The following is a 12,983-nucleotide window of genomic DNA, read 5'->3' on the forward strand; positions in this document are numbered from 1 at the left end:
CCATGACCGCTGCACGCCTGACTTTGCCCTCGCCGGCCAAACTCAACCTGATGCTGCATATTCTCGGGCGCCGCGACGACGGGTATCACGAGTTGCAGACGCTGTTCCAGTTTGTCGATTACGGCGATGAAATCACGTTTGCCGTGCGTGATGACGGCGTGATTCAGTTGCACACCGAATTCGCTGGCGTGCCGCATGACAGCAACCTGATCGTGCGCGCGGCAAAAATGCTCCAGCAACAATCGGGCTGTACGCTGGGTATCGACATCTGGATCGACAAAGTGCTGCCCATGGGCGGTGGCATTGGTGGGGGCAGTTCAAATGCGGCGACCACGTTGCTCGGCCTCAATCATCTCTGGCAACTGGGTTGGGATGAAGATCGCCTGGCTACTCTGGGCCTGACGCTGGGTGCCGACGTGCCGGTTTTCGTCCGTGGCCATGCGGCATTTGCCGAGGGTGTGGGTGAGAAACTGACCCCGGTCGATCCCGAAGAACCTTGGTATCTGGTGCTCGTACCGCAAGTCTCTGTTAGTACGGCAGAAATTTTTTCCGATCCTTTGTTGACACGTAACACGCCGCCCATTAAAGTGCGCCCCGTTCCCGAGGGAAACAGTCGAAATGACTGCTTGCCGGTGGTTGCAAGGCGTTATCCAGAGGTACGTAACGCATTGGATTTGTTAGGTAAATTTACCGAAGCAAAGCTCACCGGAACTGGAAGTTGTGTGTTTGGGGGCTTCCCAAGCAAAGCTGAAGCTGATAAAGTCTCGGCCCTTCTGACAGAGACCCTTACAGGGTTTGTAGCGAAAGGAAGCAACGTTTCGATGTTGCACCGCAAGCTGCAAAGTCTGCTCTAAAGGAACCAAGTGCACGGCACTTGATGCAACAGATACAGGGGCGTCGCCAAGCGGTAAGGCAGCAGGTTTTGATCCTGCCATGCGTTGGTTCGAATCCAGCCGCCCCTGCCATTTTCTATACTCATCCAGGTTACCCTCAGCCTCTAGGTACTGCGCGTGTCCAAGATGATGGTTTTTACGGGGAACGCTAACCCCGATCTGGCTCGACGTGTCGTACGTCAGCTGCATATCCCTCTCGGTGACATCTCTGTCGGTAAATTCTCCGACGGCGAAATTACTGCCGAGATCAATGAAAACGTTCGCGGTAAAGACGTTTTCATTATTCAGCCGACTTGCGCTCCGACCAACGATAACCTGATGGAACTGGTAGTGATGGCTGATGCCTTCCGCCGCTCCTCGGCTACTCGTATCACTGCTGTTATTCCTTATTTTGGTTATGCCCGTCAGGATCGCCGTCCGCGTTCCGCACGTGTGGCTATCAGCGCGAAAGTCGTCGCTGACATGCTTACCGTAGTCGGCATCGACCGTGTTCTCACGGTTGATCTGCATGCTGACCAGATTCAGGGTTTCTTCGATATTCCGGTAGATAACATCTACGGCTCCCCGGTTCTGGTGGATGACATTGAAGATCAGCGCTTCGAAAACCTGATGATTGTGTCCCCGGACATTGGTGGCGTCGTGCGTGCACGTGCTGTTGCCAAATCCCTGGGCGTGGATCTCGGGATCATCGACAAACGCCGTGAGAAAGCCAATCACTCTGAAGTGATGCATATCATCGGTGATGTCGAAGGGCGTACCTGCATTCTGGTCGATGACATGGTCGATACCGCCGGCACTCTGTGCCACGCGGCCAAGGCCTTGAAAGAGCATGGCGCAGCCAAGGTCTTTGCCTACTGCACACATCCTGTGCTGTCGGGTCGGGCCATCGAGAATATCGAAAATTCCGTGCTGGACGAGTTGGTGGTGACTAACACCATCCCGCTGTCCGCTGCAGCACAAGCCTGTGCACGTATCCGTCAACTGGATATCGCACCGGTTGTTGCCGAAGCGGTTCGCCGCATCAGCAATGAAGAATCGATCAGCGCGATGTTCCGTTAAGGGCCCTGCCCTTCTCGAAATGTCTCGTTGACGAAAAGCGCCCCGCCCCGGCATTCCTGTCGGGGCGGGGCTTTTTTGCCCATACCGTGTTCGGCGCTGGTCGCAAACGCCACTCGGTCATGGCTATTTTGGAGATACAAAATGAACGATTTTACTCTGAATGCTGAAGTGCGTTCCGACCTGGGGAAAGGTGCGAGCCGCCGCCTGCGTCGTCTCGCCGCTCTGGTTCCAGCTGTTGTTTACGGTGGCGAAAAAGCCCCTGAATCCATCAGCATGCTGGCCAAAGAAGTTGCCAAACTGCTCGAAAACGATGCTGCCTACAGCCACGTTATCGAACTGAACGTTGGCGGCAAAAAGCAGAACGTCATCATCAAAGCTCTGCAACGTCACCCGTCCAAGGGTCACGTTCTGCACGCTGACTTCGTACGCGTCGTAGCCGGCCAGAAACTGACTGCTATCGTGCCTGTGCACTTTGTTGGTGAAGAAGCTCCGATCAAGAAAGGCGGCGAGATCTCGCACGTCCTGAACGAAATCGAAGTAACTTGCCTGCCGAAAGATCTGCCTGAGTTCATCGAAGTCGACCTGTCGGCTCTGGAAATCGGCGCAATCGTTCACCTGTCCGACCTCAAAGCCCCTAAAGGCGTTGAGTTCGTTGCACTGGCTCACGGTGACGACAAAGCTGTTGCAAACGTACACGCTCCACGCGTTGCTCCAGAAGCTGAAGAAGGCGCAGCAGAGTAATTCACTCTGTCGTGCCTGAGTGAGCAAGTAACATCGCGGACTGGAACGTAGCGAGAAAGCGGGCGAGAACGCGGAGTTTACATCCATGGTAAATGAGCATTTTTCGTCCACTTTCGCCGCCTTTCCTGATCGCGGCGATGTTATTCACCACTCAAAGGAAGGGCCCCTATCGTGACTGCCATCAAACTGATCGTTGGCCTGGGAAATCCAGGCGCTGAATACGACCAGACCCGGCATAACGCAGGGGCCCTTTTTGTTGAGCGCATCGCTGACGCACAAGGTGTCAACCTTGTCGCCGATCGCAAATATTTCGGCCTGACCGGGCGCTATTCGCATCAGGGTCAGGATGTTCGTCTGCTGATTCCCACCACTTACATGAACCGCAGCGGCCAGGCCGTGGCGGCACTCGCCGGTTTCTTCCGCATCAAGCCTGAAGAAATTCTGGTGGCGCATGACGAACTCGACTTGCCTCCGGGCGTTGCCAAGCTCAAGCAGGGTGGCGGCCATGGCGGTCACAACGGGTTGCGCGACATCATTGCGCAACTGGGCAATCAGAATACGTTCTACCGTCTGCGGCTTGGCATCGGCCACCCAGGCGTTGCCAGTATGGTTTCAAATTTCGTCCTGGGTCGTGCGCCACGCGCCGAACAGGAAAAACTCGATGCCAGCATCGACTTTGCCCTCGGCGTGCTGCCGGATATCCTCGCCGGTGAATGGAACCGCGCGATGAAAAACCTGCACAGCCAGAAGGCCTGACTCTACTCCGAGGGGAAACACCATGGGATTCAATTGCGGCATCGTCGGCCTGCCTAACGTCGGCAAGTCCACCCTGTTCAACGCCCTGACCAAATCCGGTATTGCGGCCGAGAACTTCCCCTTCTGCACCATCGAGCCGAACAGCGGCATCGTGCCGATGCCGGATCCGCGCCTGGAAGCCTTGGCGGCCATCGTCAATCCGAAGCGCATCCTGCCGACCACCATGGAATTCGTCGACATCGCAGGCCTGGTGGCCGGCGCCTCGAAAGGTGAAGGTCTGGGCAACAAGTTCCTGGCCAACATCCGCGAAACCGACGCGATCGCTCACGTCGTACGCTGCTTCGAAGACGAAAACGTGATCCACGTTTCCAACAGCGTTGACCCCAAGCGCGACATCGAAATCATCGACCTGGAACTGATCTTCGCCGACCTCGACAGCTGCGAGAAGCAACTGCAGAAAGTCGCGCGCAACGCCAAGGGTGGTGACAAGGACGCGGTGGTTCAGAAGGCTCTGCTGGAGCAACTGATCGCGCATTTCACCGAAGCCAAGCCGGCACGCAGCCTGATGAAGAACATGAGCACCGACGAAAAAGCGGTAATCAAGGGCTTCCACCTGCTGACCACCAAACCGGTCATGTACATCGCCAACGTTGCTGAAGACGGTTTCGAGAACAACCCGCACCTGGACGTGGTTCGCGCCATTGCCGAAGAAGAAGGCGCGATGGTCGTTCCGGTCTGCAACAAGATCGAAGCGGAAATCGCCGAGCTCGATGACGGCGAAGAGAAGGACATGTTCCTCGAGGCCCTGGGCCTGGAAGAGCCTGGCCTGAACCGCGTGATCCGCGCTGGCTACGAGATGCTGCACCTGCAGACCTACTTCACCGCCGGTGTCGAAGAAGTCCGCGCATGGACCGTCAAAGTCGGTGCCACCGCACCTCAGGCTGCCGGCGTGATCCACACCGACTTCGAGAAAGGCTTCATCCGCGCCGAAGTGATCGCCTACAACGACTTCATCCAGTACAAGGGCGAAGCCGGTACCAAAGAAGCCGGTAAATGGCGTCTGGAAGGCAAGGATTACATCGTCAAGGACGGCGACGTGATGCACTTCCGCTTCAACGTCTGATCCGGGCCGTGGCAACACGCTATCGCGCCTGAAAAATCCCCGCATCACTGAGTGATGCGGGGATTTTTCGTTTGTGGACTTCATCAATTTCATCGCAGGCAGCGCGCGGCACCTACGTTATGATCAGTCGCGAGCCCAGCAACCGCGAGACCTGACGTGCCTCCACTGCCACCCATTGGCGTTGGCCTGCGAGCCTTCCACTACCACGATTTCCTCAAGGATCTACCCGCCGTCGACTGGCTGGAAGTTCACAGCGAAAATTATCTGAGCGCGGGCGGTCGCGATCTGCAAATCCTTGAACGTCTGGCCCGGCACTACCCGATCAGCCTGCACGGGGTTGGGCTGGGCATCGGCTCGGTGCGCGGGTTTTCCATGGCGCACGTCGAGCGTATTCGCCAACTGGCCGCACGCGTTGAACCGTTTCTGGTGTCCGAGCACTTGAGCTGGGGCGCGGTCGAAGGCCGATGCCTGAATGATCTGCTGCCCCTGCCGCTGAACGAGACATCCCTGAGCCTGGTGTGCGAACGGGTCGACCAAGTGCAAACGGTGTTGGGTCGCCAATTGTTGCTGGAGAACGTCTCCACCAGTCTGCGCTTCAAAGACGACACCTTGGGCGAAAGTCAGTTTCTTGCCGAGGTCGTCACGCGAACGGGCTGTGGTGTACTTCTGGACATCAACAACCTCTACGTCAATCAATACAACCATGCTGAGCCTGCGCTGCCGGCCATGCACAAACTCGCGCGCGGCTGCGTGGGCGAGTTGCACCTGGCCGGGCACAGCGAAGAAGAAGGTCTGCTTGTTGACGACCATGCCAGCGCTGTGTCCGAACCCGTCTGGGCGTTGTACCGCGAGGCATTGAAACGCTTCGGCGATGTTCCGGTGCTGGTCGAATGGGATGCCTGTCTGCCGCCTCTGGGCGAATTGTTGAAACAGGTCGCGACGGCACGCGATATCGCCCGGGAGGTATTGCATGACGCTTGACCAGCTAGCGACCTTGCAGGAGCGTTTCGTCCGAGCGCTCGATGCTGACTCGGCAGCCTCGGTGTTGCCCGACGGCTGGTGCAACGGTCATGGGGATGACTGGCAACGTTTTTCCCGTTATCGAAAAGGGCTTTGGCAACATCAGGTGCAATCGTTGGGACTGACGTTTCCGGTGCTCACCGCATTGGTGGGTGAAGATTTTCTCCGCACGCTCGCCTATGACTTCGGGCGCGTGCACCCTTCACGACACCCCGACTTGAGCCTGTTTGGTGAACACCTTCCGGGATTTCTCACCCATTACCCGGCCGCCCGCGATTATCCATATTTTGCCGAGATAGCCGCACTGGAGTGGGCTGTCCACTGCAGCGCACGCACCGAAGAGATCGTCGCCTTGAGCGCGCTGGATCTCGCCGTGCTGAAGCCCGAGCAGATCGATGGGCGGCGATTGTCCCTGCATGCTGGTTGCGCGCTGTTGCACAGCGAGTGGCCGATAGCGGCGTTGTGGCAGGCCCATGTCGAGCACGCGCAAGTGCTGCCGGCTCTGCAATCGGGAAGTTATGTCACGCTGGTCTATCGGCAGGGCTGGCACGCCAGGGTGCGCCCGGTTTCTCCATGGGAGGCGGCGGCATTGAGCCTTTTCATCGCGGGCGCCACGCTGGGCGAAGCGTTGCTGGCGGCACAAGCACAATGGGCCACCACCAGACCCGCTGCGGCCACGGCACTGATCGACAGTGCCGCACTGCTCAGTCGTTGGTTGGGCGAGGCGTTACTCATCGCCACCGAAGATTAGCCGGCGCTCGCCTGTTGCAGCTCATCAAAGGTCACAATACGTCCGGCAATCGCGCTGGCCGCCACCGTGTACGGACTGGCAAGCCACACGCTTCCCGGTCCGGAACGCCCGGGAAAGTTGCGATTGATGGCACTGATGGTGACCTGATCTGCCGACACTGACTGCCCCGGGCCGCAGTTGGCGCAAGCACCGCATCCTGGCTTGATCAGCACCGCTCCCGCCCGTGCGAAGGTCTCCAGATAACCGCTCTGCTCACAGTAATCGTGGACATCCATCGTGCCGAATTGCAGAAACAGCCGAGTGTCGGCGGTAAGTGGGTACTGGTTATCCAGCGCCCACTGCAAGACCTCGTGATAGCAGTCGAAGTCGCTACGCTTGCCAGCGGTGCAGGAACCTCCATAGGCGATGTCGATCTTCACCGACTCTGGCAGATCGCCAACCGCCACGCCGTTGCCCGGATCGCCAGGTCGCGCCAGCATCGGTTGCAGCTGCGCGCCGTCGATGCGAATGGTTTCCCGGTAATGCGCATCGGGATCACTGCGCATCCAGTCTTGCAGTTGGAAATCGATGCCCCGCCGCTCCTTGAGAAACGCCACGGTTTTTTTATCCGGGGCGACAATGCCGGTCATGCCACCCAGTTCGGCAACCATGTTGGTCAGGGTCGCGCGCTCATCAAGACTCATGGCTTCGATCGCCGAGCCGGCATACTCGAACACTGCGCCAATGGCACCGCCGGCCTTGATTGACTCCATCTGCAGCAGATACAGGACCAGATCCTTGGCCATCACGCCTGGCGCCAGCGGCCCGCTGACTTCGATGCGCAAGGTGTCGGGGACCTTGCAGCGCACGTAACCGGTGACCCAGCTGTTGGCCATTTCGGTGGCCCCGACGCCGAAGGCCAGACAGCCCAGTGCGCCGGAGTGCGGGGTGTGCGAGTCGGTGCCGGCAATCACCTGCCCAGGTAAGGCGTAGCGTTCGATCATCAGGGCATGACAAATCCCCTCGGAACCGCTTTTGTCGTGCAATGCGCCGTGGGACTGCACGGGATATTGCCGGGAAAAATGTTCATGTCCGCGAGCCAGATCGGCGACACCGTCCAATAAACCCTGCTGGATATGCGGAATGCTTTGCGGCGCCAGCACCAGGTGATCTTCGAAGGCAATGATCCGCGCCGGATCGATCAGCTGCGCTGGCTGCCCGAATGCCTGATGCATCAGGTGCGCGCTCATTCCGGTGAAATAGTCATGGCTGAAACGGAAATCCGCAGCGATAAACACACCCTCGCCGCGCACTACCCCTCGCGTATCGGGATGCACATGGCGGCTGATGATTTTTTCCACCAGCGTCTGCGGCCCCTGCGCGACCGGGCTTGCGTCCGGTAACGGCCAACGCGCCGAGCGACTGTATTTGAGCAAGCCGCCGCTGCGAATGATCGCTTGGGTCAGCTCGTCACGTCCCTCCAGAAAGGTCGAAAACTCGATGGCTTCACCGGCCGCAATTCGCTCAAGCACGGAAAAGTCGGTGGTGGTCAGGATGCCGATGTTGTCGCAGTTCTGTTGGTAGATACGTTCAAAACTCTCGGCAACAATCAGTCGAATCCCCGCCGACAACTCGGCCACCGGTGAGGACTCCCGCGAAGATCCTTTGCCGTAGCGCTTGCCAGCAACAGTGATTTCAAACCCGGCGTTCTTCACCGCATTGCGGGCGATCGGCAATTGTTCACCGGCCTTGAATCCGACATAGGGGAATTCGCCCAGGCGTTCGTCGTACACCATCATGACGGTGACGGGGGTGATTTCGTCGGTTGAGATGTTGTCTCGCAGCGGCCCGGCCTCGGCCAGTGTCAGGTCCTCACCGTCGAGTTGGCGGCGAATGGCTTGAGGATTCTGCGAGAGGTACAGGACGCGTCCGGAAAAGCGTATGGCATTGTTCATAGATGTGGTCTCCTGAAAACCACTCTATCAGCGGCCACCGACGCTCGTGCTGACGGTTGGAGAACCCAGCGATGCCCATCGGAGACGAATGGGCAAACACCCGACGCGGCTTAGTCGGCGAGCTTCCCGGCAAGCGCCGTGCGCCGATGTTGCAGGCACAAACGAGCGATCCACAAGGCGCAACACAGCAGCAGCACGCAGGTAGCCATGAACACCGAACGGATGCCGATGTGCCCGGCAAAAAAACCGCCCGCCACCGGGCCCAGCACCTGTCCGGCATACTGTGCTGAGGTCGAGTAGCCGAGCATCCGCCCCACCGAACGGTCATCGACATTGTGCCGGATCAGTGCCGTCACGCAGGGCAACAGGCCACCGAGCGCCAATCCCATGAAAAAGCGCAAGACGATCAGTTGCCAGATGTTCGTGACGAACGCCTGCGGGATTAGCAGCAGACCGGCCAGTGCAAGGCTGGCGGCGACCACTTTCAGGCCACCGATGCGGTCGGCGATCTTGCCCAGACGCGGCCCGGAAATGATGCTGCCGAGCGCGGCGACCGACATGGTCAGGCCCGAATAAAACGTGACGCTATCAACGGCGTCCACCAACTGCTGCACGTACACGGTGATGATCGGTTCGATCGACATGTTGGCGACCATCAGCAACGAGGCCGTTGCCAGCATGGTCAGCACCAGCGTGCGCTGGCTGGAAGAGAGTGTGGTCGCTGCCGCCGTTTTATCCTGCGCAGCTTTCGTGCGCGGCGCGACACGCTCTTCGCGCACAAACAGGCACGTCGCCAGAAAATTGAGGAAGATGCAGCCGCTGGCAATGAAGAAGATGCTGCGGATATCCAGCACCGTTGGCAGCACCCCGCCAATCAAGGGCCCCACCAGACTGCCCGCCATGATCCCCGACGCCAGCATGCCCAAGGCCCACGCCGAGCGATCCTTGGGCGTCTGCGCGGCGATGATCACATACGATCCAGAGGTATACCCTCCGGCCAGTCCGACCAGAAAGCGCAGGATCACCAACTGCCAGACGTTTTCCGCCAGACCGATCAGGCCCATGGTCACGACCATGCCGAGACTGGCGCGAATCAGGTTCGGCTTGCTGCCATACCGATCGGCAAGACGCCCCCACAGCGGTGCGACCAGCGCTGCGGAGAGAAAAGTGGCGCCGTAGGCGATACCTGACCATTGCACGATTTGCGCGTGCCCCTCCACGCCCAGTTGCTCGATGTAGAGGGGCAGAAACGGCAGCAGCAAGGTCATGGCAACAATGTTGATGAAGGAGCCAAAAAAGCAGATGGCCAGATTACGCTGCCAATACAGGCTGTTCATGGAATGGATTCCTGGAAAATTGACCGCACGCGCGGGGCGTTGACAGCATCCCGCGCGTCCTTGGTGCGATGCTCAGACAGTCGCCACCGGCGTTACCGGCGATGCCACCGCACCGGTCAGGCGCAGGGGCGGAGCGGTCAACAGGCAACGGCTACGCCCTTGTTCACGCAGCCATTGGGCCAGCGGCGTCAGATACCACAGCTCTCCCAGATGGATACCCAGTTTGAACAGACACAGTTCGTGTAAAGGCAAAATCGGGTAATGCGGCAAGTCGAGTTTTTCCGACGGAAACGCCTCCACCGCATGGTTGTCGGCAGCAATGGCACTGATCTGTGCTTCATCAATCCAGCGTAAAAGTGCTTCATCGCGACCGTTGAGGTCAACACAAGAATGTTCCAGCAGGTGCACGTCCGGGTCGCCTTGCATGTCGACGAGCATCTGCGCAAACCCGGTGTGGAACAGCACGATATCTCCAGGTTCGACGACAATATTGTCGATATCCATGATCCGGCGGATATCGTCATAACCGACGCGGCGTTTTTCCCGGCCGAAATGCGCATGCAGATCGATCAGCACCGCCCGCCCTTGCATGCCGGTAGCCGCCATGTGCTCAATACCGAGAAACTTTGCCGGTGCCGGCGGAAAGTCGCCATGAGCATCCGGCTCGCGGACAATCTCGCCGAAAATATCGCGTTCGGCGCGGTAGCCGTTGTAGAAACAGCTTTGCAGGCGTCCGTCGCCATCGGCATCGAACAGGCTGCCGACTTGGGCGAGGCTGTCCCACTGGGTCGAATACTGGGTGCACAAGGTCACGGTGTGATCGCACAAAACATCAGTCAGGTGCGGGTCGTCCTGGCTCAATTCATAGTCGATGTTCGAGCGATTGTTACGCAGCACCGGTTTCAGAACGGGCGGCTGGCGGCGCGAATTCCATTTCGAGCCACCGGGCAGATCCAATGGCAGGCTCAGGCAAAACGACTTGCCAGCGACCACTTCAGCAGCGCCCTGGCGGATCTTTTCAGCGGTCAGCAAATTCAGTCGCCCCAGTTGATCGTCGGGGCCGAAATCACCCCAGTTCGAACCCGCCGGCCGTTGTTTGTAGCGCATGTGTCACTCCCTCAGACAAGTGGGCAGCCCGCAGGCTGCCCGTTTCAACTCAGATGAACATCTTCAGCACGGCTGACTCAGTTGTGCTCGGTCGGATCCGGCTCCGGTGGCAGCACGGCAAAGCGCTTGAAGCCCGGGCGCTGGCTGATGCGCTGGTACCAGGCATCCAGATGCGGCGTCACCGGTTTGTTGTCGAGCTCGAAGGTTTCGTAGGTTTGCGCGAGGACGCCCAAAGCGATGTCGGCGATGGTGAAGTAGTCGCCCGTGATGTACTGCTTGCCCGCCAGGTACTCATCGGCAATGGCCCAATTCTTCGCCAGGCGCGCTGACTGGGTGCGCACGGAGGTCATGTCGCGACGGTCCGGCGCCGTGCGGATCAATGAAGTGAACAATGGCACGATGTCTGGCCACAGTGCGCCCACCGACCAGTCCAGCCAGCGGTTGCAATCGGCATGCAGCTTCGGCTCGGACGGATACAGGCTGGCCGGACCATAGCGCAGCGCCAGATAACGCATGATCGCGTTGGACTCCCAGAGCACAAACTCGTCATCGATCAGCGTCGGCACCAGACCGTTGCGATTGAGCCGCAGGTACTCCTCGTCGTTGGTGCGACCGTACTGGCGACCGGCATCAATGCGTTCGAAATCCAGCTTCAGGTCTTCCAGGCACCACAGCACCTTTTTGACACACAAACCGCGCTCTCTGCCCCAAACTGTCAACATGACTGATCCCTCGTTCAATTTTATTGGTTGATTGGCATTGCTGGTGTCAACGGCCCTACTCGGCCGGCTTCTTCATGAACATTTCCCGGTACTCGGGCACTTGCAGCCCGGCCATGCCCCAGTTGTCGACATTGATTTCGTCGATCACCACCGTGGTACTGCGGGGGTTCTTCTGCAGTACGCGCTCCAATACTTCAGTGACTTGCGCGATCAATTCGCGCTTCTGCTCGCGGGTCACACCCTCATCGGTGATCTTGATATTTACGTAAGGCATGCGGCGCTCCTCATGGCAGTGGGCTGGATGTCCGGGGTGGTGCTGCAAAGGCTCAATTGCGCCTCAAGACCTCGCGCCAGCCGCGTCATTGCGCGGCGCAGCAATTCGGGTTTCTGGGCGAAGCAGATACGGATAAAGCCTTCGCCAGCCGAACCGAAGGCACTGCCAGGCGCAATGGCGACGCCATGTCGTTGCACCAGCGCCATGGCCAGCGCAAGGCTGTCGGTCACACCTTCCAGCCGAATGAACGCGTACAACGCCGCGTCGGGGACATGACACGTCACGCCCGGTACATCGGCCAAAGCGCTGCAGACGATCTCCCGACCGGTGCGGCAGTAGTCGCGAAAGCTGTCGACAAAAACGCTGTCCTGCAAAGCCGCCAGTGCCGCCATCTGTACGAACGGCGCGACACCGGAATGGGTCAGCTCGATCAGTTCACCGAGCTTTTCCCGCTGCCCGGTGGGCACCACCAGCCAGCCGACGCGATAACCGGTCATGGCCCAGGCCTTACTGAAGCTGTTGCACACCACGAGGCGATCCTGGTCAGTGGCGAATTCGAGCATCGAAGGGGCTGAGCGACTGCCGTCGTAAGTCAGACGTGAATACACTTCGTCACTGATGATCCACACCCCGTAACGCCGACACAGCGTCAGGATCGCTTGCATCTGCTCGCGACTGGCCGTCCAGCCGGTGGGGTTGTTCGGTGAGTTGAGAAACAGCACCCGCGCGCCGGGCAACGCAACTTCCAGCGCGTGCAGGTCGAGCGTGAAACCGTGTTCTCCCGCGTCCAGCGCCACCTCCCGGACGTTGACACCTTTCAGCGCGGCAAGATTGCCCGGGTTGGGCCAGGCAGGAGAGATCAACACCGCGCTGTCGCCCTCGCGCAGCAACGCGGCAAAGGCAACGTTGATGGCAGCCATGCCCGACGCGGTCACGGCAATCCGGCTTTCATCGACATCGGTCTGGTAGAGATCACTCAGATAATCCGCCAGGCCCTGACGCAAAACCGGCATCCCGCGAATGTCCGGGTAACGCGTCAACCCGGCGTCAATCGCCTGCTTGAGCGCCACTTGGGCGCTGACAGGACTCGGGTGATCGCTTTCGCCGAAGCAGAGAAAATCCACATCGCCCAAGCGAAACGCTTCACGTGCAACGCCGACCAATTGCGAACCGGCAATGTGATCCAGATCGAATGCCGCCACGTGTTCGAACGCCGAGGCCGCCGCGTCGTCTGAGCGCTTGTAGTTATTCAGGGTAACCATGGAC

The 12,983-nt window shown here is 59.1% G+C and carries 13 protein-coding genes and 1 tRNA gene; 8 read left to right on the top strand and 6 right to left on the bottom strand.

All coding sequences use genetic code 11. The features are described 5' to 3' along the window. Positions 1–2 precede the first annotated feature (2 nt). From ispE to PspR84_RS24230, 8 genes are all read left to right on the top strand, one after another. Entirely contained in the window at positions 3–854 is an 852-nt protein-coding gene (gene ispE / locus PspR84_RS24195) for a 4-(cytidine 5'-diphospho)-2-C-methyl-D-erythritol kinase (protein WP_160059397.1), read from the top strand. A 36-nt stretch (positions 855–890) separates the two neighbouring features. Then, positions 891–965 (top strand) — tRNA-Gln (locus PspR84_RS24200). A 45-nt stretch (positions 966–1,010) separates the two neighbouring features. After that, on the top strand, positions 1,011–1,952 hold the full coding sequence (locus PspR84_RS24205) for a ribose-phosphate pyrophosphokinase (protein ID WP_003171603.1): 942 nt from the start codon (positions 1,011–1,013) through the stop codon (positions 1,950–1,952). A gap of 141 nt (positions 1,953–2,093) precedes the next feature. Further along, positions 2,094–2,693 carry a 50S ribosomal protein L25/general stress protein Ctc gene (locus PspR84_RS24210; RefSeq protein ID WP_064387646.1) on the top strand — a complete coding sequence of 200 codons (600 nt, stop codon included), beginning with the start codon at positions 2,094–2,096 and terminating at the stop codon, positions 2,691–2,693. Positions 2,694–2,864: 171 nt separating this feature from the next. Beyond that, positions 2,865–3,449 carry an aminoacyl-tRNA hydrolase gene (pth, locus tag PspR84_RS24215; protein ID WP_007912902.1) on the top strand — a complete coding sequence of 195 codons (585 nt, stop codon included), beginning with the start codon at positions 2,865–2,867 and terminating at the stop codon, positions 3,447–3,449. A 22-nt stretch (positions 3,450–3,471) separates the two neighbouring features. Further along, positions 3,472–4,572 carry a redox-regulated ATPase YchF gene (gene ychF, locus PspR84_RS24220; protein ID WP_034156038.1) on the top strand — a complete coding sequence of 367 codons (1,101 nt, stop codon included), beginning with the start codon at positions 3,472–3,474 and terminating at the stop codon, positions 4,570–4,572. A gap of 156 nt (positions 4,573–4,728) precedes the next feature. Then, the gene (locus PspR84_RS24225; protein WP_160059398.1) at positions 4,729–5,553 is read left to right on the top strand and encodes a DUF692 domain-containing protein; all 825 of its coding nucleotides are present in this window, start codon (positions 4,729–4,731) and stop codon (positions 5,551–5,553) included. Next, complete coding sequence (locus PspR84_RS24230; RefSeq protein WP_160059399.1) at positions 5,543–6,343, top strand: DNA-binding domain-containing protein; 801 nt, start codon at positions 5,543–5,545, stop codon at positions 6,341–6,343. Before PspR84_RS24225 ends, PspR84_RS24230 begins: the two co-directional genes overlap by 11 nt. Here PspR84_RS24230 and PspR84_RS24235 read toward each other — a convergent pair. The 6 genes from PspR84_RS24235 to PspR84_RS24260 all read right to left on the bottom strand — a co-directional run bounded on the left by PspR84_RS24235 (position 6,340) and on the right by PspR84_RS24260 (position 12,979). Beyond that, positions 6,340–8,277: an aconitase family protein gene (locus PspR84_RS24235; RefSeq protein ID WP_160059400.1), complete on the bottom strand. Its 1,938-nt coding sequence runs from the start codon at positions 8,275–8,277 to the stop codon at positions 6,340–6,342. The two genes, PspR84_RS24230 and PspR84_RS24235, sit on opposite strands and share 4 nt — an antisense overlap. A 110-nt stretch (positions 8,278–8,387) precedes the next feature. Then, positions 8,388–9,614 (bottom strand): MFS transporter, encoded by a 1,227-nt coding sequence (locus PspR84_RS24240; protein ID WP_160059401.1) that lies wholly within the window; start codon positions 9,612–9,614, stop codon positions 8,388–8,390. A gap of 72 nt (positions 9,615–9,686) precedes the next feature. Next, positions 9,687–10,721, bottom strand: a complete 1,035-nt coding sequence (locus PspR84_RS24245; RefSeq protein ID WP_160059402.1) for a cyclase family protein — start codon at positions 10,719–10,721, stop codon at positions 9,687–9,689. A gap of 77 nt (positions 10,722–10,798) precedes the next feature. Continuing rightward, on the bottom strand, positions 10,799–11,443 hold the full coding sequence (locus tag PspR84_RS24250) for a glutathione S-transferase family protein (RefSeq protein WP_160059403.1): 645 nt from the start codon (positions 11,441–11,443) through the stop codon (positions 10,799–10,801). A 55-nt stretch (positions 11,444–11,498) separates the two neighbouring features. Continuing rightward, complete coding sequence (locus tag PspR84_RS24255) at positions 11,499–11,717, bottom strand: 4-oxalocrotonate tautomerase family protein (RefSeq protein ID WP_160059404.1); 219 nt, start codon at positions 11,715–11,717, stop codon at positions 11,499–11,501. Then, entirely contained in the window at positions 11,705–12,979 is a 1,275-nt protein-coding gene (locus tag PspR84_RS24260) for an aminotransferase class I/II-fold pyridoxal phosphate-dependent enzyme (protein WP_160059405.1), read from the bottom strand. The genes PspR84_RS24255 and PspR84_RS24260 overlap by 13 nt, the downstream gene beginning before the upstream one ends. Positions 12,980–12,983 lie beyond the last annotated feature (4 nt).

Origin of the sequence: Pseudomonas sp. R84, assembly GCF_009834515.1 — a bacterium.
Classification (GTDB): domain Bacteria; phylum Pseudomonadota; class Gammaproteobacteria; order Pseudomonadales; family Pseudomonadaceae; genus Aquipseudomonas.

Bases quoted from the DNA above. Each gene is read 5' to 3' on its own strand.
- ispE (WP_160059397.1), top strand. From the start codon at position 3: ATGACCGCTGCACGCCTGACTTTGCCCTCGCCGGCCAAACTCAACCTG.
- PspR84_RS24210 (WP_064387646.1), top strand. From the start codon at position 2,094: ATGAACGATTTTACTCTGAATGCTGAAGTGCGTTCCGACCTGGGGAAA.
- ychF (WP_034156038.1), top strand. From the start codon at position 3,472: ATGGGATTCAATTGCGGCATCGTCGGCCTGCCTAACGTCGGCAAGTCC.
- PspR84_RS24230 (WP_160059399.1), top strand. From the start codon at position 5,543: ATGACGCTTGACCAGCTAGCGACCTTGCAGGAGCGTTTCGTCCGAGCG.
- PspR84_RS24235 (WP_160059400.1), bottom strand. From the start codon at position 8,277: ATGAACAATGCCATACGCTTTTCCGGACGCGTCCTGTACCTCTCGCAG.
- PspR84_RS24240 (WP_160059401.1), bottom strand. From the start codon at position 9,614: ATGAACAGCCTGTATTGGCAGCGTAATCTGGCCATCTGCTTTTTTGGC.
- PspR84_RS24245 (WP_160059402.1), bottom strand. From the start codon at position 10,721: ATGCGCTACAAACAACGGCCGGCGGGTTCGAACTGGGGTGATTTCGGC.
- PspR84_RS24250 (WP_160059403.1), bottom strand. From the start codon at position 11,443: ATGTTGACAGTTTGGGGCAGAGAGCGCGGTTTGTGTGTCAAAAAGGTG.
- PspR84_RS24255 (WP_160059404.1), bottom strand. From the start codon at position 11,717: ATGCCTTACGTAAATATCAAGATCACCGATGAGGGTGTGACCCGCGAG.
- PspR84_RS24260 (WP_160059405.1), bottom strand. From the start codon at position 12,979: ATGGTTACCCTGAATAACTACAAGCGCTCAGACGACGCGGCGGCCTCG.